23 protein-coding genes are annotated in these 22,705 nt (G+C 59.4%); 5 read left to right on the top strand and 18 right to left on the bottom strand.

The annotated features are described in order from the left end of the window. Nucleotides 1-10 precede the first annotated feature (10 nt). The 4 genes from FHT85_RS12815 to FHT85_RS12800 are packed head-to-tail and all read right to left on the bottom strand — an operon-like array spanning nucleotide 11 to nucleotide 3,744. A complete protein-coding gene (locus FHT85_RS12815) occupies nucleotides 11-784 on the bottom strand; it encodes an ABC transporter permease (RefSeq protein WP_041678126.1) in 774 nt (257 codons plus the stop codon). Next, nucleotides 768-1,601, bottom strand: a complete 834-nt coding sequence (locus tag FHT85_RS12810; RefSeq protein ID WP_112338120.1) for an ABC transporter ATP-binding protein — start codon at nucleotides 1,599-1,601, stop codon at nucleotides 768-770. The genes FHT85_RS12815 and FHT85_RS12810 overlap by 17 nt, the downstream gene beginning before the upstream one ends. A gap of 11 nt (nucleotides 1,602-1,612) precedes the next feature. Continuing rightward, entirely contained in the window at nucleotides 1,613-2,614 is a 1,002-nt protein-coding gene (locus tag FHT85_RS12805; protein ID WP_112411035.1) for an ABC transporter substrate-binding protein, read from the bottom strand. A gap of 47 nt (nucleotides 2,615-2,661) precedes the next feature. Beyond that, the gene (locus FHT85_RS12800; protein WP_112411036.1) at nucleotides 2,662-3,744 is read right to left on the bottom strand and encodes a 4-oxalomesaconate tautomerase; all 1,083 of its coding nucleotides are present in this window, start codon (nucleotides 3,742-3,744) and stop codon (nucleotides 2,662-2,664) included. A 110-nt stretch (nucleotides 3,745-3,854) separates the two neighbouring features. Between FHT85_RS12800 and FHT85_RS12795 the strand changes: the two genes are divergently transcribed. Further along, nucleotides 3,855-4,748, top strand: coding sequence for a LysR family transcriptional regulator (locus FHT85_RS12795; RefSeq protein ID WP_112338115.1), 894 nt, complete (start codon nucleotides 3,855-3,857; stop codon nucleotides 4,746-4,748). Nucleotides 4,749-4,873: 125 nt separating this feature from the next. On the opposite strand, the gene FHT85_RS12790 is transcribed toward FHT85_RS12795, so the two are convergent. The 3 genes from FHT85_RS12790 to FHT85_RS12780 all read right to left on the bottom strand — a co-directional run bounded on the left by FHT85_RS12790 (nucleotide 4,874) and on the right by FHT85_RS12780 (nucleotide 6,958). Beyond that, on the bottom strand, nucleotides 4,874-5,518 hold the full coding sequence (locus tag FHT85_RS12790) for a glutathione S-transferase family protein (RefSeq protein WP_210293677.1): 645 nt from the start codon (nucleotides 5,516-5,518) through the stop codon (nucleotides 4,874-4,876). 318 nt (nucleotides 5,519-5,836) lie between these two features. Next, nucleotides 5,837-6,415 carry a flavodoxin family protein gene (locus FHT85_RS12785; RefSeq protein WP_162709666.1) on the bottom strand — a complete coding sequence of 193 codons (579 nt, stop codon included), beginning with the start codon at nucleotides 6,413-6,415 and terminating at the stop codon, nucleotides 5,837-5,839. 183 nt (nucleotides 6,416-6,598) lie between these two features. Further along, on the bottom strand, nucleotides 6,599-6,958 hold the full coding sequence (locus tag FHT85_RS12780; RefSeq protein ID WP_112338112.1) for a DoxX family protein: 360 nt from the start codon (nucleotides 6,956-6,958) through the stop codon (nucleotides 6,599-6,601). A gap of 142 nt (nucleotides 6,959-7,100) precedes the next feature. Here FHT85_RS12780 and FHT85_RS12775 point away from each other — a divergent pair, with 142 nt between their 5' ends. Then, nucleotides 7,101-7,679, top strand: a complete 579-nt coding sequence (locus FHT85_RS12775; protein ID WP_112411098.1) for a TetR/AcrR family transcriptional regulator — start codon at nucleotides 7,101-7,103, stop codon at nucleotides 7,677-7,679. A 157-nt stretch (nucleotides 7,680-7,836) separates the two neighbouring features. On the opposite strand, the gene FHT85_RS12770 is transcribed toward FHT85_RS12775, so the two are convergent. Continuing rightward, a complete protein-coding gene (locus tag FHT85_RS12770; protein ID WP_210293676.1) occupies nucleotides 7,837-9,273 on the bottom strand; it encodes an MFS transporter in 1,437 nt (478 codons plus the stop codon). A gap of 101 nt (nucleotides 9,274-9,374) precedes the next feature. Between FHT85_RS12770 and FHT85_RS12765 the strand changes: the two genes are divergently transcribed. After that, nucleotides 9,375-9,989 carry a TetR/AcrR family transcriptional regulator gene (locus tag FHT85_RS12765; RefSeq protein ID WP_112338109.1) on the top strand — a complete coding sequence of 205 codons (615 nt, stop codon included), beginning with the start codon at nucleotides 9,375-9,377 and terminating at the stop codon, nucleotides 9,987-9,989. Nucleotides 9,990-10,033: 44 nt separating this feature from the next. On the opposite strand, the gene FHT85_RS12760 is transcribed toward FHT85_RS12765, so the two are convergent. Further along, complete coding sequence (locus FHT85_RS12760; protein WP_112338107.1) at nucleotides 10,034-11,014, bottom strand: AraC family transcriptional regulator; 981 nt, start codon at nucleotides 11,012-11,014, stop codon at nucleotides 10,034-10,036. Between the two features lie 99 nt (nucleotides 11,015-11,113). On the opposite strand from FHT85_RS12760, the gene FHT85_RS12755 reads away from it, so the two are divergent. Next, nucleotides 11,114-12,337 carry an MFS transporter gene (locus tag FHT85_RS12755; protein WP_183774116.1) on the top strand — a complete coding sequence of 408 codons (1,224 nt, stop codon included), beginning with the start codon at nucleotides 11,114-11,116 and terminating at the stop codon, nucleotides 12,335-12,337. Between the two features lie 232 nt (nucleotides 12,338-12,569). On the opposite strand, the gene FHT85_RS12750 is transcribed toward FHT85_RS12755, so the two are convergent. Further along, nucleotides 12,570-13,460: a LysR family transcriptional regulator gene (locus FHT85_RS12750; RefSeq protein WP_112411038.1), complete on the bottom strand. Its 891-nt coding sequence runs from the start codon at nucleotides 13,458-13,460 to the stop codon at nucleotides 12,570-12,572. A 105-nt stretch (nucleotides 13,461-13,565) separates the two neighbouring features. Here FHT85_RS12750 and FHT85_RS12745 point away from each other — a divergent pair, with 105 nt between their 5' ends. Continuing rightward, on the top strand, nucleotides 13,566-14,435 hold the full coding sequence (locus tag FHT85_RS12745; protein ID WP_112411039.1) for an SDR family oxidoreductase: 870 nt from the start codon (nucleotides 13,566-13,568) through the stop codon (nucleotides 14,433-14,435). A 221-nt stretch (nucleotides 14,436-14,656) separates the two neighbouring features. On the opposite strand, the gene FHT85_RS12740 is transcribed toward FHT85_RS12745, so the two are convergent. The 8 genes from FHT85_RS12740 to FHT85_RS12705 all read right to left on the bottom strand — a co-directional run bounded on the left by FHT85_RS12740 (nucleotide 14,657) and on the right by FHT85_RS12705 (nucleotide 22,701). Continuing rightward, nucleotides 14,657-15,082 (bottom strand): DUF4168 domain-containing protein, encoded by a 426-nt coding sequence (locus tag FHT85_RS12740; RefSeq protein WP_112411040.1) that lies wholly within the window; start codon nucleotides 15,080-15,082, stop codon nucleotides 14,657-14,659. Between the two features lie 457 nt (nucleotides 15,083-15,539). Continuing rightward, entirely contained in the window at nucleotides 15,540-16,448 is a 909-nt protein-coding gene (gene kdgD, locus FHT85_RS12735; RefSeq protein WP_112400123.1) for a 5-dehydro-4-deoxyglucarate dehydratase, read from the bottom strand. Nucleotides 16,449-16,485: 37 nt separating this feature from the next. Further along, on the bottom strand, nucleotides 16,486-17,460 hold the full coding sequence (locus tag FHT85_RS12730; RefSeq protein WP_112411041.1) for a mannonate dehydratase: 975 nt from the start codon (nucleotides 17,458-17,460) through the stop codon (nucleotides 16,486-16,488). 725 nt (nucleotides 17,461-18,185) lie between these two features. Then, nucleotides 18,186-18,983: a glycerophosphodiester phosphodiesterase gene (locus FHT85_RS12725; RefSeq protein ID WP_112338093.1), complete on the bottom strand. Its 798-nt coding sequence runs from the start codon at nucleotides 18,981-18,983 to the stop codon at nucleotides 18,186-18,188. A gap of 37 nt (nucleotides 18,984-19,020) precedes the next feature. Further along, nucleotides 19,021-19,911 (bottom strand): ABC transporter permease, encoded by an 891-nt coding sequence (locus FHT85_RS12720; protein ID WP_112411043.1) that lies wholly within the window; start codon nucleotides 19,909-19,911, stop codon nucleotides 19,021-19,023. Nucleotides 19,912-19,935: 24 nt separating this feature from the next. Further along, nucleotides 19,936-20,862 (bottom strand): ABC transporter permease, encoded by a 927-nt coding sequence (locus FHT85_RS12715; protein WP_112411044.1) that lies wholly within the window; start codon nucleotides 20,860-20,862, stop codon nucleotides 19,936-19,938. Nucleotides 20,863-20,873: 11 nt separating this feature from the next. Further along, nucleotides 20,874-21,743, bottom strand: a complete 870-nt coding sequence (locus FHT85_RS12710; protein ID WP_246779966.1) for an ABC transporter ATP-binding protein — start codon at nucleotides 21,741-21,743, stop codon at nucleotides 20,874-20,876. After that, nucleotides 21,733-22,701 carry an ABC transporter ATP-binding protein gene (locus tag FHT85_RS12705; RefSeq protein ID WP_112411045.1) on the bottom strand — a complete coding sequence of 323 codons (969 nt, stop codon included), beginning with the start codon at nucleotides 22,699-22,701 and terminating at the stop codon, nucleotides 21,733-21,735. The genes FHT85_RS12710 and FHT85_RS12705 overlap by 11 nt, the downstream gene beginning before the upstream one ends. Nucleotides 22,702-22,705 lie beyond the last annotated feature (4 nt).

Below are 22,705 nucleotides of genomic sequence, written 5' to 3'. Positions count from 1 at the left end.
CTTTGCGCAATCAGGTGGTACGTTCTGCCGCGCGGGGACGCCACTTGATCAGACGAGCCTCGACGAAATCCAGGACGAGATCGATCAGCAGGACGAACACTGCCAGGATGAAGATCCCCGCAAAGACGCCGACGGCATCGAAGTTCCCTTCAGCCTGCGCAATGAGGTAACCCAGACCGGCCGATGCACCCAGATATTCGCCGATGATGGCACCAACAACCGCAAAACCGACGGATGTCCGAAGCGATGAAAGGATCCAGCTCGCCGCAGCCGGGAAATAGACATGGCGCAGCAGTTCGGATTTCTTCGCGCCGAGAATGCGCGCATTGGACAGCACCACCGGGTTGACTTCCCGCACGCCCTGCATCGCGTTGAAAAAGGTTACAAAGAACACGAGCGTGACGGCAAGGGCCACCTTAGACCACAGGCCCAAGCCGAGCCACAGGACAAAGATCGGGGCAAGGACCACACGCGGAATGGCGTTCAGGCCTTTGATGAACGGATCGAGGATTCGGGCAGCGGAGCGGGACAGTCCGAGCCATACGCCTGCCGCAACGCCAAGAGCCGTGCCGATGACGTAGCCGAGCACCGTTTCTGTCAGGGTGATGGTCACATGCTTGAAGAAGCCTGGATCGGTCACCCACGTGAATACCTGTTTCAGAATATCGACAGGCGAGGGAAAGAAGAAGACATCGATCACGCCCAGGTTCACGCCGATCTCCCAACCGCCGACAATGACCAGCAGCAATGCCAGTTGGGTAAGTCTCTCAGTCATGGCGTTCATAGCTTTTCTCCACTTCACCGCGCAGGGAAGCCCAGATATTGCGATAGAGTTCGGTAAAGCGGGGATCGAGCTTGATCTCCGCGACGTCGCGAGGGCGCTCCAGATCGACTGGGAAACTGTCGATGACACGCGACCGGGGACCCGAGGCCAGAACCACAACGCGATCCCCCAGAGCAATCGCTTCCTCAAGATCATGGGTAATCAGAACCACGGCCCGCTGCTCTTCCTGCCATAGCCGAAGCAGCTCATTCTGCATCAAATGCCGGGTATGAATGTCGAGCGCGGAGAAAGGTTCGTCCATGAGGATAACCTTCGGCCCGGTTATCAGCGCCTGCGCCATCTGCACACGCTTGCGCTGGCCGCCCGAAAGCTGGTGCGGATAGCGATCCTCGAAGCCTTTAAGCCCGACCTTCGCCAGCCATTTGAGGGCTCGCTCCCGGCGCTCGCCCGCGCCGACGCCTTGGAACATCGGCCCCAGCTCCACATTTTCGATCGCGGTTTTCCAGGGAAGCAGAGCATCCTGCTGAAACAGATAGCCGATATTATTCTGGATGCCGGAGACTACGCTGCCATCGATGGAGACCGAGCCCTTTGCCGGCTTCAAAAGACCTGCGATCGCATTCAGGATCGTACTTTTGCCACAGCCCGTCGGCCCGACGATAGCAACGAATTCGCCATCGGCCACCGCCAGATTCACATCCTGGACCGCGACGAAGGAGCCAAAGGCCATAGTGACATTTTCGATTGCCACCATCGCTTTGGGTGACGCCGCCGCATGCGGTGTCTGTGCTGCCGGCTTTAAGGCTGTCACGGACATCTTAACCTCCCTCAGTTCGATGCCGTCGCCGGCACCTTAGCTACAAATTCGTTGGTATAGGTCTTGGAAAGGTCGATCTTGGCAGCCTTGACCTTGTCGTTGAACGACGTCAGGACATCGAGAGGCGTCTTGATATCTTGTTCGTCCAGCAGCCCATCCGTGGAAAAGATCTGCCGGGCGTTTTCAACTGCCTTGATATATGTCTCCTTGTCGCCCGAAATGAATTCAGGCGGGAGCTTCTCGACAATCTCTGTGGCGCTGTGCGTCTTCATCCATTGAAGCGCTTTTACCGTTGCATTGGTGACCTTCTGAATGGTCTCCGGATTTTTGGAAATGTAGTCCTGCGTGGCGTAGAGCACCGATGTCGGATAGATGCCGCCATAGATTTCCTTGGCACCATCGTCGTTGCGAGCATCGATCAGGATCTTTCCGACACCCTTCTCGACCACAAACGTTGCCGCAGGATCGTAATTTACGAGCAGATCGATCTTGCCTTGCTGAAGCGCTGCCACCGCCGCGGCGCCCGATCCGACACCGACGATCGAAACGTCGTTCGCGGAAAGCTTATGCCGCTGAAGATAGTAGCGAATGAAGAAGTCCGAGGACGATCCCGGAGCGGTGATTCCGATCTTGGCGCCCTTAATGGTCTCCGGATTTTTCGGGTCGAATTTCGCGTCTTTGCCGCCGGCCAGCACGAGGCCGGAATTGCGCCCGAGCTCTACGAAGGCGACAACATGCTTGTTCTGCGACTGCATCTGAATCGTATGGTCGTAAAAGCCGACAGCAACATCCGTCGAGCCGGCGACCAGCGCCTGCAGGGTCTTCGATCCGCCCGACGCGAAGTTTTCGACGGTGACCTCCAGGCCCTCTTTCTCATAAAAACCCAGCCCCTGCGCGACCGGGAAAGGCAGGTTGTTGAGGTTGTAGGAACCAACGCTGATGCGCACAGGTTCCGCGAAAGCCGTTCCGGATAGCGCGACCGCCGCAGCGAGTGCGAGAATAAGCTTTTTCATTCGATCTCCTCCATTTTGGCACCCTCCCGGCACCATAGGTTGATTGATTATGCTGCACAAACCAGCGCTTTGGCGGGTTTCGCAAAGACATGGCCTTCGAACAGCCGGCGTGCCGTGCGAAGAATTCCGGCGACGAGCTTCCCATCTCGCAACTGCAGCTTCACGTCCAGATGGCCGCTCGGATGTTCAATGGAAAGCACAATGGGCGGTGTTTGAACGCCAATAAGGCGGGATGCCACAGTGTTTTCGCTTACGCAGGCCGTTGCAATCCCGACAGCACCTGTTGTCGCCAGTGACGGATGGCATTCACTCGGCATGAAGTAGCGAACGTTCAATGCGCCGCCTTGTCTGGCGGGAGAGATGAGAACCGGTTTCGGAGTGACCTGACTGCGAACATCGCCCATTCCCATTTTCTCGCCGGCAAGGATACGAAAATCTTCCAGCCGCTCGATCAGCGAATGATTGCCGTTCAGTTCAGCAGCGCTCTCGTATCCGGTCACACCAAGCGAGGCCGCTTCAATCAGGAGCATCGGCATCGCGCAATCGATACAGGTCACGTCGATGCCGTCGATCGTCTCTATCGATTTGCCGCTCGGGAAGAGCTGGCCCGTTCGGGCACCTGCCGCATCCTTGAACGTAAGCGCGATCGGAGCGGCCTGGCCGGGTACGCCATCGATCTTCGCGTCGCCGAGATAGGCTACCGCGCCGTTCGGTGTCGGAACCTCGGCTTCAATCATCTTGCCGGTATTGACGTTGAAGATTTTGACGAGGGTGGTCTCTCCGGCGACCGGCACAAGCCCCGCCTCTATCGCGAACGGCCCGACAGCCGCCAGCATGTTCCCACAATTGGGTGAGGTATCGACGATCTGCCTGTCGACGCGAACCTGCGCAAACAGATAGTCCACGTCGGCGCCAGGCACCGTCCCAGGACCGCAGATGGCAACTTTGCTGGTGACCGGATTTCCCCCTCCGATGCCATCGATCTGAAGCGGGTGCCCAGAACCCATCACCGACAAAAGCACTTGATCCCGCTCGGCAGGGTCCTGCGGCAAATCCGACGTCAGAAAGAACGGGCCCTTCGAGGTGCCGCCCCGCATCAGCACGCACGGTATGGAGAGCAAATCATTCATGCGTTTTTCTCGCCGTATAATGTGATTGGCGTATCAATCAGCCTTGTTATTGCTATTATGAAATTAATGATTGATATGTGAAATGCTAAAATCGAGGGCATTGATACAGAATGAACATCAATTGCGAAATCCTTGACCTCAGAGCCTTCCTTGCCGTGGTCGAACTGCAGGGCTTTCATCGCGCGGCCGATCAGCTGAACATGTCGCAACCGGCGCTGAGCCGGCGCATCCAGAAGCTGGAGCAGGCAATCGGCGCGCCTCTGCTGGAAAGAACGACGCGCCATGTCGCGGCCACAGCTCTCGGAACCGAGCTCGTGCCTCTTGTGCAGCGTATGCTCGAAGAGTTCGACGGTTCGCTGTTTTCGATGCGGGAATTGGGAACCAAGCGTGGAGGCCTGGTAACAATTGCATGCCTGCCGACGGCAGCCTTTTATTTCCTGCCGTCCGTCATTCGCCAGTTCAACCAGGAATATCCGAATATTCGGCTTCGGATTCTCGATCTGACCGCGACTGACGCACTGCAGGCGGTGGCACGCGGCGAGGTCGAATTCGGAATCAATATCATGGGGAGCTCCGACAGCGATCTGATCTTCGAGAGGCTGGCCGAGGATCCGTTTGTCCTGGCGGCCAAGCGCGACCATCCGCTAGCGGAAAAGAAAGAGGTCCGATGGCAGGATCTTGAACCCTACCCGCTGATCACGGTTCATCGCTCCAGCGCAAACAGGACATTGCTCGACGCTGCTCTGGCCAGATCGAACATCAAGCTCAACTGGTTTTACGAAGTGACCCATCTGTCCACATCGCTCGGTCTGGTGGAGGCAGGGCTCGGGATTTCCGTGCTGCCGAAAATGGCAACTCCGCAGGGAGAGCATCCCTTCCTGATCACACGTCCGATCCGAAACCCCGAAATCTCGCGCACTATCGGCGTTGTCCGCCGCCGGGGAGGAACGCTGTCGCCCGCTGCCGAGCATTTCATGCGCATGCTGATCGGGGCGTGGACATAAAACTAATCGGCAGGCACAGCCGACAGCACGCTCTGACAGGCAGCGCCAGCTCAAAATCGTTCGGAGCGCTCAATTAACTGAGCGGGGATCCGCAAGATGGCAGACCGCCTTTCGGCAAACCGCTATCAGCCGCCCGATGCGGCGGTGAAAACCGCCAACTGCGCGTCGAAAGCACGCTTGAAGGCAGGCCGCGCTTCACCGCGACTGACATAGGCGTGAAGGTTCGGGTATTCGTTCAGAATTCCCGATGCGTGCAACCTGCGCAGCACCGACACCATCATCAGGTCGCCGGCACTGAATGCGCCCTCGAGCCAGTCGGCATCGCCGAGGCATGCTGAAAGGTCACCCAGTCGATTGCGGATACCTTCTTCGACGAGCGGGCGGCGCTGCTCGTACCAGGGTTCGTGGATGCCGCGGTTGATGATCGGCGGTTCCACCGTGTTAAGCGCAGAGAACATCCAGGCGATCGCGCGGGCACGGGCGTTTGGGTCATCCGGGAGCAGGCGCCGGTAATGCTCTGCGATATGAAACACGATCGCCCCCGACTCGAAGAGAACGAGATCGCCTCGCTCATAGGTCGGGATTTGCCCGAAGGGCTGACGCGCGCGATGTGCGGGCTCCTTCATCGCTTCGAACGACACAAGGCGGACCTCGTAAGGCTCTCCCACTTCTTCGAGCGCCCAGCGAACCGGCATGTCCCGCGCCAGTCCCCGACCGCGGTCGGGCGATCGTTCAAAGACGGTAATGATGGTCGATATCTTGTTGCTCATCGTCCTCTCCATTTATGGCGTGTTATCTTAGGGACGATTGAAACGGGGGCCGCCCGACAATGGCTGGCAGGATTTTTCCACCGCAGACGTGAGCACAACTTCCCGGGACGTAGCCGAGCCACGTCCGTATGGAAGAGGCTGACGGACGGTCAATGCGAGAATTCGCGATCCGTAGGTAGAAAATGACCGGGAAAACCAACCGGATTGAACATGCACAGTCGATCTTCACGCCGCCACGCCAAGAGCCGGTCACGCAGTAAGCGGCCGCCTGCCCACGGGAGCCAGCAGCCGTTTACGCCTTGAGAACTGGTGCCGATATCAGGCCGCCTGAGCCAACGCGAGCCGCAGCGCAACCCATGCGACGCGCTCGCCGTAAGCGCGGGCTGTTTCCAGATCGCCGACCGACATTTCGCTCGGGGCTGCATCGGCGTCGGACTGAGCCATGGGCGCGATGTACGATCCCATCCTGTTGGCATCGTCACGCTTCGATGCCTTCACGTTTGCTGGCTTCATACCCAGGCTGACCCACAGACCGCCATGCTGTCCCGCCAGAAGAACGAAATATTCGAGGGTGTTAAGCTTGTCACCGTTCAGGCTGGCGCTGTTGGTAAAGCCTCCGAAGACCTTGTCCCGCCATTTGTTGGCAAACCAGGCCTTCGAGGACGTGTCGGCAAATTTTTTAAACTGCCAGCTCGGACCACCCATGTAGGTCGGCGATCCGAAGATGATGGCGTCAGCGGCATCCAATGCGGCCCAGGCCTCGTCTGAAAGGTTGCCGTCAGCGTCAATGGCGTAGAGTGTACCACCCGCCCCTTCCGCGACGGCTTCCGCCATTCGCTGAGTGTGACCGTAGCCGGAATGATAGACGACGGCTGTATTGGTTTTGCGATGTGACATGATGATCTGGCCTCCTTGGGGCCGTGGCTTTGCGCAGTCCGGAGGCAATTTCGCTCCGTACGGTGCCTTCTTTCAAAAGAGTTTGATGGGGGCGGATGACGTCCAACGTCTGGCGATGGATAGTTTTAGTCAGCCGGTTACGCGGAGGTTCTCAGGGTGATGAACTTATGTGCCGCGAGATGCTCAAGCATGACCGCTGACACCGGCCAGCATCAGCAACAGCAGGAACAGCATTGGCGGCGGTAGCTCGCGATAGTTCCGGATACGGACAATGGCCGCGATCGCTGCGAGCATGATGCAGGTGCCCAAGGCGACCCCGATATATCGGCTGCCGGCTGTAACCAGCAGCACTGCGGTTAGGAGTTCGAGTGCGCCCGTGATCCAGCACCACCAGAACGGAAATCCGAGCTGCACGAAGCCCGCGCGGACTTTTGAATGGCCGCTCATGTTGACCATGGCCCCGACGAGAAACGCGGCTGAGGACAGCCAAACGAGGACGGTATTGAGCACCGTTGTGCCCGTGAAAATTTGAACTGAATCCATTGCTATCTCTTCTCCGATACGCCGCGTCGCGACCAGCTCTTATAGCGTCATCATATATTCTAGCAGTGCTAGTTTGTCAATCGACGTTCTTTTTGATAGCTTCAGGATAAGGGAATTCGTGCGAATGAAGACGGGAGCCAAGGTGGGTATCAGCGAACGCAAAGCCCGGGAAAGGAAGGAACGAGGCCGCAGGATCGTTGTCGCTGCGAGGACGATCGCGGAACGCGACGGCTGGGCCTCGGTCACCATCCGGCGTCTCGCCGACGAGATCGAATACAGCCAGCCCGTTCTCTACTCGCATTTCCAAAATCGCGATGAAATCGTCGGCGCAGTCGCACTCGAAGGATTCGGCGAGCTGGCCGGGATACTCCGCGCCGCGATCCGGCCATCGTCCACGCCCGAGGAGGCAATAGAAGGCGTGGCGACCGCCTATCTCGATTTCGCCTTTGCCCGACCGGCAATGTACGAGGCGATGTTTATCCTTCCCACCGGTCTGCGCTTCGCCAGATCCGATACACCAACGCAGCTCCGGGAGGGCTTCGGGGCCATGGCGACGGTGATCGCGCCCTTCGCCCAGGATGTGGATACCGCAACAGAAACTTTCTGGGCAGCGCTCCACGGATTGGCGGAGCTTGAGCGCCACGGCAGAATAAGGCCCGCTTTCCGGTCCCACCGGATCACACTCATCATGCAGATGGTGTCGGGCCAGCTCCAACGATAAATGTTGCGATTGATGGGATGCCGCAGCAGGGGAGCAGGAGTTGGGCGAAGGGTCTCGATCTTCGGAATTTGTTCACTGCCGATAGGGGCACGATTTACTGAAATTCCGCGACTTTCCCTTGGGCGTATCGATATCTAAATCGAAGACGGATAGCTGGTCATTCCTGCGATCGCCGCGGTCGGATCAGCGCTGCCACGGCAATAGCCGTGGCGATGATGCCACCCGCCGCGCAAAGCCAAAAGGCGAGACGAACACCGCTCGCCAGGTCGCTGGCAGATACCTTGCCTCCTGCAAAACCGGCATAAGCATTGGCAAAACCAACAAGGACAGCAAGACCAACGGCGTTGCCGATGTTCATCGTGGTCGACGCCATCCCCGATGCAACGCCCTGTTCGCGATCCGGCACTCCGGAACCGGCAATGATCCACATTGCGGTCCACACAACACCCTGACCGATCCCCGAGACGAGCAGACCCGGAACGATGGCCGCATAACTGCTTTCGGGCCACGCCCCGGCCACCATGATAACGGTGCCCGCCGCCCCTACCAGCATTCCCGCGATCAATGTCGATCGCGCCGAAAAGCGTGACGCGTAACGCTCACCGATTTGAGTACCGGCAGCAATGGCAAGCGAGGGAACGAGGAAGGCAAGACCCGTCTCAGAGGCCGTGAAGTGATGGATATCCTGAAACAGCACCGTCAGAAAATACGGCAAGGCTCCAAACGTACCCATGTAGAGAAAGGTGATGGCCATGCTCGTCACGAGCATGCGGTTGCCGAACAGTCTCAGAGGCATCAATGGATCGCGGCTTTGCGATTCGATGATCATGAACGCGAGCAGTAGAAGCACCGCTAGACCGAAGGCCCAGAGAATCGGTGCGGCACCCCACCCGAACACCGGCCCCTGGACGAGTGCGAACACCAGCAGAGTGGCGCCTCCCGTAACCGTCAGCGCTCCCGACAAGTCGAAGGAGCGGCCGCGGGGCACGCGAGGATCTCGCGGGATGACGAAAAAGGCTGCGACGATTGCAATCAAGACGAGGAAGACATTGACGAAAAACACCGATGGCCAGCCAAAAGCGCTCGTTAGAAAACCGCCGGCAAGCGATCCGATCGTGAGACCGCTAGCACCTGCTCCTCCCCAGACTGCCAGAGCGCGGTTGCGCGCTGACCCCTCCGCAAACAAACGGTTGACGAGCGAAAGCGTGGCCGGAAATAGAAAAGCGCCGCCGATGCCTTGGACGGCTCGCGCTGCGATGATGACTGCGGGCTCCCAGGCCAATCCCCCCACCAGTGAGGATATCGCATAGAGCCCCAGCGCCGTGATGAACAATCGGCGTTGGCCGATGAGGTCCGCCGCACGCCCGCCGAAGAGCAGAAAACCGCCGCAAAAGACCGTGTAGGCGCTGACGACCCATTGCAGCGTCTGACCGGAAAAGTTGAGACCCTCGCCGATTTTGGGCAAGGCGACGAAGACGATGTTGATATCGAGCGAGATGATCAACTGTGCAAATGCGAGGAGCGCCAGCGCAGCCGTCCGGTTGAAATTCGCCGCACCTGCCCCGACTGATGGTCTTTCTGCAATGTGGTCCATTTATCCTCTCCGTCAATTCTTTGTCGATCAACAAATAATGTGAAGCTTGCGTAGCCGAGTCAAGGTGATTATTTGTTGAATGACAAAGATTGAGGTTAAGCATGGCAGGACGGCCGCGGGAATTTGATCGTGATGAGGCGCTGGCCAAAGCCCGCGACCTCTTCTGGGAGCGAGGCTATGAAGGCGTCTCGATGTCCGACCTCGTCGACGCCATGGGCATAGCGTCGGCGCGCATCTATGCCGCTTTCGAATCGAAAGAGGCGCTGTTCCAGGAAGCGGTCATGCTGTACGCCTCCGGCGAGGGCGGATTTGCCACTCGAGCACTGGCTGAAGAATCGACTATTCTCGATGCCTTCGAGCGACTTCTGCGGGATGCGGTCCTGCTCTATACGCGCCCCAATCACCCACACGGCTGCATGATCGTGATGGCGGCCACCAACTATACGATCAATAACCAGGCCGTTCGCACGCGGCTCGGCCGATACAGGCGGGACCGCGCTGCCTCCCTACACGAGCGTCTGAAAATGGCATCGGAGGCCGGCGAGTTGAAACCTGATGCCGACCCGCGCGCGCTGGCGGAATTCTACGCCGCTTTTCTTCACGGTCTATCAGTGCAGGCGGCCGACGGAGTGCCAAGAGACATGCTTCTGTCTACATTGTCTCCCGCGCTATCGCCGTTGAAGAACGCGTTATTGGCCAAGGCTGACGATCTCTGAACCGATTGCCGCCGGCGTTGCACATTCTCGCGATGGTGAGAGCTTCAATCCACAGGGAGCGAATTCGTTTCAGCTCCGCTGCCCTTGCGGAACTGGCTCGGTGGCGCACCGATAATGCGCTTGAAGGCACGGCTGAACGATGCTTCGGCGTCGTAGCCCAATCTCTGCGCGACTACGGACACGCGCATTCCATTGCGCAGCCATTGAAGAGCTTGATACATGCGCACCCTCGCCACGTAGCGCGCCGGCGTTTCACCCACGACCTTCAGGAATCGCTCCGCAAAGCCCGAGCGTGAGATGCCCATCAGGTTCGCAAGCGCCGCCAAGCTCCAGTCACGATCCGGCTCGAGGTGAATTGCAGCCAGCACCCGGCCGATTTCGGGGTTGCGCACCGCGGCAATCCAGCCGGTGGTATCGCCGCAGCCATGTTCGACCCATGTGCGGATCAACGTCGCGGTCAGCACATCCGCGAGCCTTGCCAATATACCTCCCGCGCCGACACGATCCATCTGCACTTCACGCGTCATGGCGTCGAGCAAATGCGGAATCGCCGGCTCGTTCTTGGCCAGATCGCTGGTGAGCATGGTGTCGGGCATCAACCGCAGCAGCGGATGAAGGTTGTCGATATTGAAGCGCATCGCCGCGGTCAAAGCCACCGTTCCCCCACACGCATCCTGGCACTGGAGATCGAAGACATCCCGGCAGACTTCCTTGCGGTCAAATTGCTCGAAAGGCACCGGCGGGATGCCTGGCTCGCTTGCAATCATATGCGCATCGCCACGCGGCAGAAGCGCAGCATCGCCGGGTCCCAACGGAAGCCAATCGCCTGACGGCGCCTGAAGCCAGGCGGAGCCGGACGAAATGAAATGCAATCTCGCCGACGACTGCGGCGCAAAATAGGTCGCCCACGGCTCCGAGAGCCGACAGCGCCCATATTCAACGCCATCAAGCCGCAAGCCCCTCAGCATCTCGCTTAGGGCATCATGAGTCTCGCCGACATTATCTTTGGACGAATAGTCAAGCATCTCGGATTTCCTAGCATGGAAAGTACAGACTGTCACCACTACCTTTTGCTCAATGGCATCAACCGTACGCCAAGACATCTTAATATAGGACCGCCCGCCATGGCAGACAGCGATTTCAGGCCAATTTCATCTCCTCACAATCAGCCGACGGCAGAGACATCCCACCGACCAAGATGGGATGCCGTCGTCGCCCTGGCTCTCGGCGTGTTCGGTCTCGTTACGGCGGAATTTCTGCCTGCCAGTCTGCTCACCCCAATCTCTTCCGATCTTGGTCTCTCTGCCGGGGAGACCGGCCAAACGGTGACTGTAACGGCTGTCGTCGCTGCATTTGCAGGCCCCGGTATCGTCATAGCCACGCGAAATTTCGATCGGCGCCGCGTGCTGTTCGGTCTGACTGCTCTTTTGATCCTTTCCTGCGCCCTGGCGGCAACCGCCAACAATTTGATTTCACTCCTCGTATCACGAGTTCTGCTTGGTGTCGGGCTCGGCGGTTTCTGGGCAATGGCCGGCGCGCTTGCAATGCGGCTGGTCCCGATTGAACATCTCCCCCGAGCAATGGCGATGATCTTTACCGGCGTCTCCCTCGCCACCGTCACGGCAGCACCGCTTGGCTCTTATGTGGGGTCGACCCTTGGATGGAGAGCTTCCTTCGTCCTGGCCGGAGCCGTCGGCGTGCTTGCATTTATTGCCCAGGCTGTCACCGTGCCGTCGTTGCCACCAGCCGGTCACGCAGGTTTGTCAACGCTCGGCGCCGTTCTGACGCGCCCCAAGATCCGGGTGGGTCTGATCACCACACTTCTCATCGTTGCAGGCCATTTTGCCGGCTTCACTTATATTCGCCCGTATCTGGAAGGTATCGCCCACCTCAAGGTCGAGATGGTGTCGCTGGTGCTCCTCGCCTACGGCGTCAGTGGTTTCTTCGGCAATATTGTCGGTGGCATGATCGCGGAGCGCAGTGCTGCTGTTGGCACCGTCTTCTCGTCGAGCCTGATCGCCGTTGCCGGCGCTATCTTCGTAACCGTAGGCGCGTCCGAGCTCGCGGCGATTGTCGGAGTTGCTATTTGGGGTTTCGCCTTCGGCGCATTTCCCGTCTCCATCCAGAGCTACATCACGCGTGCTGCTCCCGACGAAGCTGAAAGCGCAGGAGCATTGCTTCTGACCGCTTTCCAGGTCGCTATTTCGAGCGGAGCGGTCCTGGGCGGCGTATTGATCGATCTGCAGGGGCCGCTGGGCGTCATGTCGTTCCTTGGCGCCGCATGCCTTGCGGGAACCATCGTGATGGCAGCACGCGGCGGCAAACAGACCGCGCTCGCTCAAAGCTGACGGGCGAGATGACAGCGTCTGCTCCGATTATCGAGGGTAGCTTTGAAGCTGCAGATACGGCAGTGATCGGAAGCGCCCTCGGTTTCCAAAGTAGGGAGCAATCGAAGCATTCGTTCGCGCTGCAGCGATCGAGATAGCTCCAGTCTGGACCAACGGCCTTTCACCCGGCGTTATCGGCGCTCAGCCAGACAGACATCGGGCCACGCTCCCACTTTATGGTTCGGCTACGCCGTCATTCCATATAGGCCGCAAGCTCCTCGGGCGCTCCCCGAGGAAAAGCCTCCTTAAGATAATCCAGAAATGCAGACACGCGGGCGCTGAGCAGCCGCCGCGTCGGGTATAGCGCCCAAAGGGCAGTCTGAAATCCTTCCACCTCACCCCAACTCACCAGCCTGCCAGTGGCCAGATCCGGAATAGCGAGCGATAGGGGTAGACGCGCCGCGCCCACGCCGGCGCGGACGGCGTCACGAACCATGACGAAGGAGGAGACGCTCAGAACCGGCCTTGCCACGAGGCGGAATTTTCCCGCTGAAGTCGTGACCTCCCACGATTCAGCCTGGTTCATCGCTCCACGGCTGACGGCGGGAACGGCATTGCGGCCTGCTGGACGCGGCAGGTCGGGACTTGCCACGACAACAAGCCGATCATACAGGAAGACGCGGCCGACAAGACTTTCATCCGGCTCCGGATTCACGCGAATGACCACATCATAAGCTTCCTCGATCATGTCGACGGCCCGGTCTTCCGTCGTGATCTCGAGCTGAACTTCGGGATATTTCCGGACGAATCCTGCTGCAAGCTTTCCCAACGCCGTCTGCGAGAACAGCAAGGGCGCGCTGATCCTCAACCGGCCGCGGGGACTATGTCCGCCCGATGCGATCGCCTTCGCCGTTTCGTCAAGTTCTGTCAGCAGCGCGCCCGTTCGCTCGAAGAGCGCACGCCCCTCCTCCGTCAGCTTCAGCATCCGTGCACCGCGCTCGAACAGGCGCAGGTCGAGACTTGCCTCCAGCTCAGCCACGCGCCGTGACAAGGTTGCCTTCGGACGACCGGTTGCACGAGCGGCCCTTCCGAACCCGCCGTGGCGGGCGACCAGATTGAAATCGGCGAGAGCGAGCAGATCCATGTGTTTCACCAGTGAGACAGCGAGTCCAAAAGTGGCGTCTATCGGGATCAATGTGGATCATTAAATTGATGACTGTCAACTGAACACCCAACCGGAGTAACCACAATGACCATTCTCGTTACAGGCGCCACCGGCCGTGTCGGCCACCACGTCGTCGATCAACTCGTCAAGCGCAGCGCAAAGGTCCGCGTGCTGACCCGCGACCCCTCGAAGGCCAATGTCCCGGCCGGCGTCGAAGTTGCCCAAGGCGACCTGCTCGACATCGATGCCCTGCGCAGCGCCTTCCATGGCGTCAGCACGCTCTTCCTGCTGAATGCCGTTACCGGCGATGAATTCGTCCAGGCAATCATTACGCTCAACATCGCCCGCGAGGCAGGCGTCCAACGCGTCGTCTATCTCTCTGTCTTCGAAGCCGATCGCGCGGTGAACGTGCCGCATTTCGCCGTCAAGTTCGGCGCCGAGCGCATGCTCGTGCAGATGGGCTTCAGCGCCGCCATCCTGCGCGCGACCTACTTCATCGACAATGAACTGATGATCAAGGACGTGATCCTCAATCACGGCGTCTATCCGATGCCGATCGGCAGCAAGGGTGTCGCCATGGTGGACGCCCGCGATATCGCCGAAGTCGCCGCCATCGAGCTGATCCGCCGCGACCAGGCTCCTGACAAGCTGCCGATCGAAACGATCAACCTTGTCGGCCCCGACACGCTGACCGGCCCGGATGTGGCCAAGATTTGGTCGGATCTGCTCGGCCGCCCGGTTGTTTACGGCGGCGATGATCCGAGCGGGTTCGAGCAGAACATGGCGAGCTTCATGCCGAAGTGGACCGCTTATGAGATGCGCCTGATGGCGGAACGCTATGTCAGCGACGGCATGATTCCCGAGACCGGCGACATCGAACGGCTGACCAGCATCCTCGGCCGCCCGCTGCACAGCTATCGTGACTTCGCAGCAGCGATTGCGAACGCAGCATAGCCCTGGCTGCTCACCTCAACTTCGCCTGACGATCCCTCATGATTATTCAGCTGCTGCTGTGCTGGTGAATTTCTCGGCGAAATCGTGCTGAAAGCAATGGCCCGGTAAGCCGCAACGACCGCTTTCAAACGATTGTGTAAAAAATGCCGCCGCCGCGCCAAGATCGAAGCTCCTGGCGCGGCGGCGGCATGAGATCAACTTACCTGGAGATCGTGCGACGCCTATTGCTGTGCGGGCTCGGCTTTCTGGATCTTGTCCTGGACTTTCTTTACAAGCGTCGGATCACTCTTTGCGGCCGTCAGAATTGCGTTGTATTCGTTCACCGACATGCCCGGCGAGGTCTGGACGGCCTGCACCATCTGCTTGCTTGCCTCGGTCTGGAGCTGTTGCTTCGCGGTTGGATCCTGCGTTGCGCCGATCTTGGCCGAGTATTCCTGCCTGATCTTGTCCACCTGGAGATAGGCGACGGCAAAGGCCTCTATCTTCTGGTCGCTGACGGGTGCAGCCGCAGCATTGCTGTCGGGCTGCTGCGCTTGCGCAGGTGGCTGCCCTTGTGTTGCTTGCTGCGCAAAGGCCTGGTTGCCGAGAACCATCAAGCTCAAGATTGCAGCGGTCAGCGATGCAGCGGGGATATGACGAACAATCATCTCAATTCCTCTTCAATCGTGTGGGGGAACACCTCTTTGACGGCGTAGAGCTAGGGGTGACATATCGTTTCGATATCACCGCCGGTTAGGTTTCAGGAACGATCCGGCGGCAATGTGGCCCTCAAACGGTTTCTATGGGGTCATAGCGCGGCGACGTGTTGACGATAGAACGGCAGCTTTATGGCAGCAGCTCCGCTTCGGCGCGGGTTTCTTGCCAAGGTGACAAGCATCGTTACGGGATGTGAAAGCCTGTGAAGTTCACGATGGTGACTGAGCCTTGGCCCTAGTTATTGTGTGACCATCTCGCCGGCGAGGGCGACGGAATAACGATCGAACGGCCCGGAGCGTAGTGTTCGCCCGGGGGATGCAGCTCACCGAAATTCTGAACCGCTCTCTCTTTTCCCGCAATTGTCGACGGAAAACCGCTGCGCACTTTTCCTGGAATTGCGCTATCGGTTCAAGCTACCTTGGCCATCTCGATAATCTTGGCGAGTGCTGACAGCTCCTCCGGCGTCAGATCAGTCAATGGTGGCCGCACCGGGCCGGGATCTTTGCCGAGAACGTGCAAGCCGGCCTTGATGATCGAGACTGCATAGCCTTTCTTCCGATTGCGCAGGGCGACGAAGGGGAAGAAGAAGCCCGTGAGGATTTCGTCCACCGTTGCCTGGTCTGCGCTCCGCAACGCACTGTAAAAACGCTGGGCCAGCGCGGGGATGAAATTGAAGACGGCGGAGGAATAGGTCGTGACACCGGCAGCGAAATAGGCCTGAGCATAGACTTCATGGGTCGGCATGCCACCGACATAGACGAGACGGTCCTTGAGGGTCGTGGTGATCTCGATCACCTTGTCGACATCGCCGACTCCGTCCTTGCAGCCGATGAGGTTGGGGCACTCGTCGGCAAGCCGCGCGATGCTGTCGGCGCTAAGCACCGCATTGTCCCGATTGTAGATGATGACCCCGATCCCCACGGATTGGCAGACCGCCTTGACATGGGCGATCAGGCCGGCCTGCTCCGAAGACATGAGGTAAGGCGGCAAAAGCAGCACCCCATCGGCTCCGGCCTTTTCGGCCGACTTGGCGATCTCGACGGCGAGCGACGTGCCGTAGCCTGCTCCGGAGATGATCGGCGTATTGCCGGCGGATGCCTTCGCGGCACGGACAACCTGCGGAATTTCGGCAGGATTGAGGGAGAAGAATTCACCTGTTCCGCCGGCTGCAAAAAGGGCTGCAGCATCATAGCCTGCCAGCCATTCGACATGGCGGCGGTATTTCGCCTCGTCGAATTTGAGATCGCTGTCGAAATGGGTGACGGGGAAGGACAGCAGACCGCTGCCAACCGCCTTTTTCAGTTCAATCGGGTCCATCTTGGAATCCTATCGTCGATTGGTATGACAACGGTTCTCAGGCGCCTTCGAGCGACTGAACGAGGGCGGCGATGTAGCCGTAGCAGAAGGCGAAAGCGACGCCGGTCGGATCCCGGCCACTGATGGTCGGCACATGATCGGGCATCAGCATGTATCGATAGCCGACTTCCTTGTAGACCTTCGCGGAACGAACCATGTCCATGTCGCCCTCATCCGGAAAGGTCTCCATGAAGGAGAGCTTGCCGCCGCGAATATTGCGGAAATGGACGTTGAAAAGCTTGCCGCGCGTGCCGAACCAGCGAATGATGTCGTCGATCTCCTCCCTCGGATTGTCGAGCATCTCGCCGACCGATCCCTGGCAGAAATTCAGCCCATGATAAGGGCTTTCGCGCATCAGCACGAATTTCTTCAAGCCTTCGACGGAGCCAAGGACGCGAGTAACGCCGCGGTAGCCCGGCGGTGTATAGGGATCGTGCGGATGGCAGGCGAGACGGACGCGATTGCTCTCCGCCACCGGGACGACGCGCTCCAGGAAATAATCGATGCGCTCCCAATTCTCGTCCTCCGACAGGACGCCGGCAAGGCCCGGGGCAGCCTGGTGGTCCGCCTTATTCCAGCGGAAACTCGCATTCATCGAACCACCACGGCCAGGTTCTTGCGGCGTGCGTGGAATGCCGATAAGATTGAGATTATATTTCGCCGCGGGAATGCCGGCGGCCGCCACATCTTCGATGAGCTTGCAGATCGCATCGATCTGTCGATCACGATTCCGTCCGGCAAGCAGAATATCGGGATAGGTCGCCTTCTCAATCGGCTGGGACGGCAAGGGAAGCTGGATCATGTCCAGAATCAGCCCGAAACTCTCGACCTTGTCGCGCAGGCGCTCAAGATCGGAAAGGGTCCAGCTTTCCGGCTTTCCCGGCGGGTCCGCGCAAATATGTTTCACCCCCAATTGAGCGAAAACGCGATAGTCGTCATCATCCCGCGCCTCGACCTGCGTTCCTGCATACACGGAGCATCTCTTCCATATGAGATTGACCTACATCATATGACATAATATGAATTCTGTGACGTGTCGAGCATTAATACTCAGTTCGGCCAGAAGGTGTGGCAGAGGCGCTGGCTTCCGCCTTGTATGCATTGTTTGGCGCATAAAAGGTCGCCTGAATGGCGAATATGCTCTATCGGTAGCCTGCAGTGCGCCTAGCGACTTTTGTCGTGGGTCTGGTCTCTTTGTTCGCACCAAAGCCGTCTCAAGGACTTTCAAATGTCGCGGATTCCCGAAGTCATAATATGATGTCAGCGCGCACTCCAAGTGCGCTATGAAAATCAGGGAGGTTGAACTTGGTCTTATGCCCCAATGCTCCTTGACATATGGCCTAGTTACCTAGTTTCCCCATGGCTCAAGGGCTCATAGGTTTGCATTCATCATACGATCCTGTAATCGAAAATAGATGATGAACAAATTTCCTAGTCTTCTTTTGATCGGCCTTACCCTTTGCGCCTGCGAGCAACGCGGCACGGAGGCTGTGGATTGCCCGAACCAAAATCCCAACCTGGTCGCGCAAGGCCCCAACGGACCCTACGAATTCCGGGAGGATTGCGAGCCGGGTGCGTTGACCTGCATAGACCCTAACAAAAAAGCCCAAACGGGGAATGCCACCGTGATATGCCGGATCAGGAAGCAATAGAGGACTATCCGCTCTGCGACGATAGCCGTCCTTTGATGCCCTCTTCTCAGGCGCTCGCGCCCAGCATGCGGAGGAAATCCACATCGTCGCCGATAAGGGCATCGACCAGCCGATCCCGAATGCAGCTGCGGATCATGGGAAGCAGGTCGCGGCCACCCTGCCAGAACAGGGCAAGCTTTTCCGGCAGCGGCAGGCTCAGACGCACGGCAATGCCGGACTCCTGCAGCGCTTCAGCGTCAGTGCGATGAAAACGGTTCAGTTCCAGCGAAACGCCGTCAATGCCGCCGGCGCGCATCGAGGCGACGATGTCTACTGGGCGATGGTGGAGGATCGCTTCCGTCTGCAGGCGCGGCTCGAGCTCCTTCACGCGCAACAGATCGATATGATCAAAGGAGGATATGGCGACATGGTCGAACGCGTCGAGCTCCCGCAGCGTGCCGACCATGAGATCGATGAGGCGCTCAGCGCGCTCGGGCTCCTTCATCTCGATTGCGAGACGGGTATCCGTTTGCTTGGCCCACAGAAGCGTGTCAGCAAGCGTCGGCACGCGGGTTCCGGCGAAACGGGGATCGAATTTCGCGCCGGCATCAAGGGAAAGAATGTGCTGGAGATCGTGATCGGCAACAAAGCCGAAGCCGTTGGTCGTGCGATCAAGGGTTCTGTCGTGCATCACGACGATCTGATCGTCGCGCGTCAGCATAAGATCGATTTCGCACTCGTTGGCGCCTGCGTTCACACCCGCCTGGAAGGCGAGAATAGTGTTTTCCGGGAAGCGTCGGCTGAAGCCGCGATGAGCGGCAATGCGGAGCGAGCCATGACGAGCAGCGTGAAGGGGCAAAGGCAATGCAAGTCTCCTTGGAGTCGGTTCTTTACGGGGCAACCTAGTGAAGTGTGGGGTCGAGAACGTCGCGCAGATAATCGCCGATCAAGCTGATCGACAGTGACAGGATGAAGATCACGATGCCCGGCAGGATCGCGATCCACCATTCTGTCATCACATAATCGCGGCCGGCGCCGACCATGCTGCCGAGGCTGACGAGGGGCGGCTGGATGCCGAGGCCGAGAAAGCTCAGCGCCGATTCCTGCAGCAGGATTTCCGGCAGGAGGATCGTCAGATTGACGAGGACGACGGAGAGGATATTGGGCAGCACGTGCAGGAAGGCGATGCGCGCTGTTCCTGCACCATTTCGCCTCAGCGCCGCGACATAGCCCCGCTCCAACTCCAGCCCTGCCATGGCCCGCACCAGCCGCGCGTAGCGCTCCCAGCCGTAGAGGCCGAGCAATGCCATGAACAGCCAGAGATTGTCGCCAAAGAAGGCGAGGACGGCGAGCGCGATGATGAGGAACGGCATCGACGCCTGGAAATCGACGGCGACACGGATCAGCATATCGGCAAATCCACGGCCGAAAGCGGCAAGCAGCCCAAGCACGGTGCCGAGCGCCAGGCTGATCGCCGACGCGCCGAGCGCGATCAGCAGGCTGGTGCGCAAGCCATAGAAGATGCGGCTCAGAATATCGCGACCAAGCTCGTCGGTGCCGAGAATATGCTTGAAGGAGCCTCCAAACAGGATCGGCGGCGCCTTGCGGGCATGAAGATCGATCTGTGCAAACCCATGAGGCGCAAGCACATTGGCAAAGATCGCGACCACGATGAAGGTCACGAGCACAATGACGCAAATGGCCGTCATCAAATCGAACCGGAGGCGGGGCAGAAACGCTCGCTCCGATCTTTTCTTGGGGAGAGCATCGGCACCCGTCGCTGCGTTCGCCATGGCTTTTACCTTTCGAGCGGCCAATCAGGCCGATGCGCGATGCCGCAGACGCGGATCGGCGAGAATGTAGAGACAATCGATCATGAGATTGGCCGTCACCATCGTCGCCGTGATGAGCAGCACGATGGTCTGCACGATGTTCAGATCGCGCTGCGCGACGGAGGAGACGAGAAAGCGTCCGACACCTGGCCAGGCATAGACGCTCTCGACCACGGCAGCGCCGCCGATCATGCCTCCGACGAGAAAACCCAGCATGGTCAGAAGCGGCAGGGCTGCGTTCGGCATGATGTGGCGCCAGAGAAGAGCGCTTTCGCCGATGCGCTTGGCGCGCGCTGCCAATATGAAGCGCTGGCCCAGCACTTCCAGCACGCTCGAGCGGACGAAGCGGGCGATGATGCCGGCATTGTAAAGACCAATGACCAGAACGGGCATGACGAGATGCGCCATCGTCGATCCCCCGCCGCTCGGCAAGATCCGCAAGGAGACGGCGAAAAGCTGAATGAGGAGGATGGCGATCAGAAAATTCGGCAGCGAATGCATCAGCACCGCAAGCGCCATGACAAAGCGGTCGATCAGGCCGCCGCGGTTGCGTGCAGCCAGAATGCCGAACGGCACACCGGCGCCGAACGCCAATATCAGCGCGGCTCCCATCAACTCCAGCGTGGCCGGGACTTTCGACAGAACCAGCGTCAGGGCATCCTGCCCATTCAGCAGCGACGTGCCGAAATCGCCGCGCAGCAGGTGGCCGAGATAGGCGAAATACTGGATGTAGAGCGGCTGATCGAGACCCCATTGCTGCCGCATCAGCGCCACCACTTCCGGCGGCGTCTCGATGGGCAACAGGGAATGCAGCGGGTCGCCGCTGACGCGCAAGATGACGAAGGTGAAGGTCATCGCCAGGAATAGCGTCACGAGCGCCCTTAGAAACGCCCGCAGGATGGATTGAAGCATTGCCTGTTCCTTCAGAGCGTTTCGAGTATCGCCGCTGCCTGCCGCACTCTGCTCCGCCGTCCGCGGGGGACGGCGGAGAGGAGTTTTGCGGTATAAGGATGGGCCGGTTTTGCGAAGACGTCCTCCGTGGGACCGGTTTCGACGATCTGTCCCGCTTCCATGATCGCGACGCGGTGCGAGACATGCCGAACCACCCGCACATCATGGCTGATGAAAAGCAGCGACAGGCCGCGTGCGCGTTGCAGCTCGAGCAGAAGGTTGAGCACCTGCGCCTGCACCGAGACGTCGAGCGCCGAGACCGGCTCGTCGCACAGCAGAATTTTGGGTTCGACCACGAGGGCACGGGCAATGGCGACGCGCTGGCGCTGGCCGCCGGAGAGCTGATGCGGAAATTTCTGCAAGGCGGAAACCGGCAGGCTAACAGCCTTGAAAACTTCTGCCGCGCGATCGAGCCGGCTTGCCGGATAGCCTATGCGGTGAATCGTGAGCGTCTCCACCATCTGATGACCGACGCTCCGGCGCGGATCGAGCGCGCCCATCGTATCCTGCGAAATGACCTGCAGATGTTTTGCCAGACCACGCCGGTTCGGCTTCATCAGACTCTTGAAAGACTGGCCGAACAGCGTGATTTCGCCTGATGTTGGCATACGATCGCCGCAGAGCAGCGAGGCAAGCGTGGACTTGCCGCAACCGGACTCACCGACAAGACCGAGCGTCTCGCCGGGCTTCAATTCCAGGCTCACATCCTTGATCGCATGAAATCCCTTCGCGCGTCCCGGCCAAAGGGAAAAGCCGGGCGCATAGGAAAATTGCAGATCATGGGCCGCGAGTGCGACACCGGTCTCCTTTGCATCGGAGGCGATTTGCTTCTCAGGCATCATGGGAACTCCACGGATTGAAGCAGGCAAGCGCTGCCGCACCCGCAATCAACGGCGGGACCATTGTCGCGCAATTCGGCTCTGCACGCGGACAACGGGGTGCAAAGGCGCAGGCCTGCGGCGGGTCGTCATGCAGCTTCAGCTCGCCGGGAATGTCCGCAAGCCTTTCCAGCGGTCTGCCGCGTCCGGGCATGGCCTCCAGCAGCAGCCTTGTATAGGGATGGCGCGGATTATCGTAGAGATCGTCAGTGCGATTGATCTCGACCAGCGACCCCGCGTACATGACTGCGATGCGGTCGCAGACTTCGGCGACGAGATCGAGATCGTGGCTGATGAAGATCATTGGAATCCCGCGCTCTCGCACCGCCTTGACCAGAAGAGCGACGACCTGCGCCTGCACGGTCACGTCAAGCGCCGTGGTCGGCTCGTCGGCAATGATCAATCGCGGCTGCATGGCAAGCGCCGTGGCAATCATAACGCGTTGGCACATGCCGCCGGAAAACTGCGCGGGATAGGCATTGTAGCGCGCCTCGGGTTGCGGAATGGCGACCTCCGCCAGAAGCCGGAGCGCTTCGTCCCTGGCTTCCCTTGCGGACATGCCGGCGCTGACAGCCGCCTCGGCTATCTGTGAGCCGATCGTGCGGACCGGATCGAGGCAGGAGACGGGCTCCTGAAAGATCAGCCCGATGGGCGGCAGCTTTACCCGCGACCGCGGGCCGCGCTCGGCTGCGTCATACATCGCATCCTGAAAGGAGATATAGCCCGTGGCGCTGGCGCTCGGCCCGAGAAGACCGGCAAGCGCCAGGCAGGTGAGGCTCTTTCCCGATCCGCTCTCGCCGACGATGCCGAGGATTTCGCCCTGGGCAAGGTCGAAAGACACGTTGTTGACCGGATGAAACCGCCCGGTGCCCGTTCTGAACGAGACACTCAGATTGTCGACGGAAAGAACGGGCGTCGCCATGACG

The organism is Rhizobium sp. BK312 (assembly GCF_014193605.1).
Lineage (GTDB): Bacteria > Pseudomonadota > Alphaproteobacteria > Rhizobiales > Rhizobiaceae > Rhizobium.
Note: the sequence above shows the minus strand (reverse complement) of the source record. Positions and strands in the feature narration are given on the sequence as shown.

Excerpts from the sequence above, each read along its gene's own strand:
- FHT85_RS12815 (WP_041678126.1), bottom strand. The coding sequence starts at position 784 with ATGAACGCCATGACTGAGAGACTTACCCAACTGGCATTGCTGCTGGTC.
- FHT85_RS12810 (WP_112338120.1), bottom strand. The coding sequence starts at position 1,601 with ATGTCCGTGACAGCCTTAAAGCCGGCAGCACAGACACCGCATGCGGCG.
- FHT85_RS12805 (WP_112411035.1), bottom strand. The coding sequence starts at position 2,614 with ATGAAAAAGCTTATTCTCGCACTCGCTGCGGCGGTCGCGCTATCCGGA.
- FHT85_RS12800 (WP_112411036.1), bottom strand. The coding sequence starts at position 3,744 with ATGAATGATTTGCTCTCCATACCGTGCGTGCTGATGCGGGGCGGCACC.
- FHT85_RS12795 (WP_112338115.1), top strand. The coding sequence starts at position 3,855 with ATGAACATCAATTGCGAAATCCTTGACCTCAGAGCCTTCCTTGCCGTG.
- FHT85_RS12790 (WP_210293677.1), bottom strand. The coding sequence starts at position 5,518 with ATGAGCAACAAGATATCGACCATCATTACCGTCTTTGAACGATCGCCC.
- FHT85_RS12785 (WP_162709666.1), bottom strand. The coding sequence starts at position 6,415 with ATGTCACATCGCAAAACCAATACAGCCGTCGTCTATCATTCCGGCTAC.
- FHT85_RS12780 (WP_112338112.1), bottom strand. The coding sequence starts at position 6,958 with ATGGATTCAGTTCAAATTTTCACGGGCACAACGGTGCTCAATACCGTC.
- FHT85_RS12770 (WP_210293676.1), bottom strand. The coding sequence starts at position 9,273 with ATGGACCACATTGCAGAAAGACCATCAGTCGGGGCAGGTGCGGCGAAT.
- FHT85_RS12765 (WP_112338109.1), top strand. The coding sequence starts at position 9,375 with ATGGCAGGACGGCCGCGGGAATTTGATCGTGATGAGGCGCTGGCCAAA.
- FHT85_RS12760 (WP_112338107.1), bottom strand. The coding sequence starts at position 11,014 with ATGCTTGACTATTCGTCCAAAGATAATGTCGGCGAGACTCATGATGCC.
- FHT85_RS12755 (WP_183774116.1), top strand. The coding sequence starts at position 11,114 with ATGGCAGACAGCGATTTCAGGCCAATTTCATCTCCTCACAATCAGCCG.
- FHT85_RS12750 (WP_112411038.1), bottom strand. The coding sequence starts at position 13,460 with ATGGATCTGCTCGCTCTCGCCGATTTCAATCTGGTCGCCCGCCACGGC.
- FHT85_RS12745 (WP_112411039.1), top strand. The coding sequence starts at position 13,566 with ATGACCATTCTCGTTACAGGCGCCACCGGCCGTGTCGGCCACCACGTC.
- FHT85_RS12740 (WP_112411040.1), bottom strand. The coding sequence starts at position 15,082 with ATGATTGTTCGTCATATCCCCGCTGCATCGCTGACCGCTGCAATCTTG.
- kdgD (WP_112400123.1), bottom strand. The coding sequence starts at position 16,448 with ATGGACCCGATTGAACTGAAAAAGGCGGTTGGCAGCGGTCTGCTGTCC.
- FHT85_RS12720 (WP_112411043.1), bottom strand. The coding sequence starts at position 19,911 with ATGGCGAACGCAGCGACGGGTGCCGATGCTCTCCCCAAGAAAAGATCG.
- FHT85_RS12715 (WP_112411044.1), bottom strand. The coding sequence starts at position 20,862 with ATGCTTCAATCCATCCTGCGGGCGTTTCTAAGGGCGCTCGTGACGCTA.
- FHT85_RS12710 (WP_246779966.1), bottom strand. The coding sequence starts at position 21,743 with ATGATGCCTGAGAAGCAAATCGCCTCCGATGCAAAGGAGACCGGTGTC.
- FHT85_RS12705 (WP_112411045.1), bottom strand. The coding sequence starts at position 22,701 with ATGGCGACGCCCGTTCTTTCCGTCGACAATCTGAGTGTCTCGTTCAGA.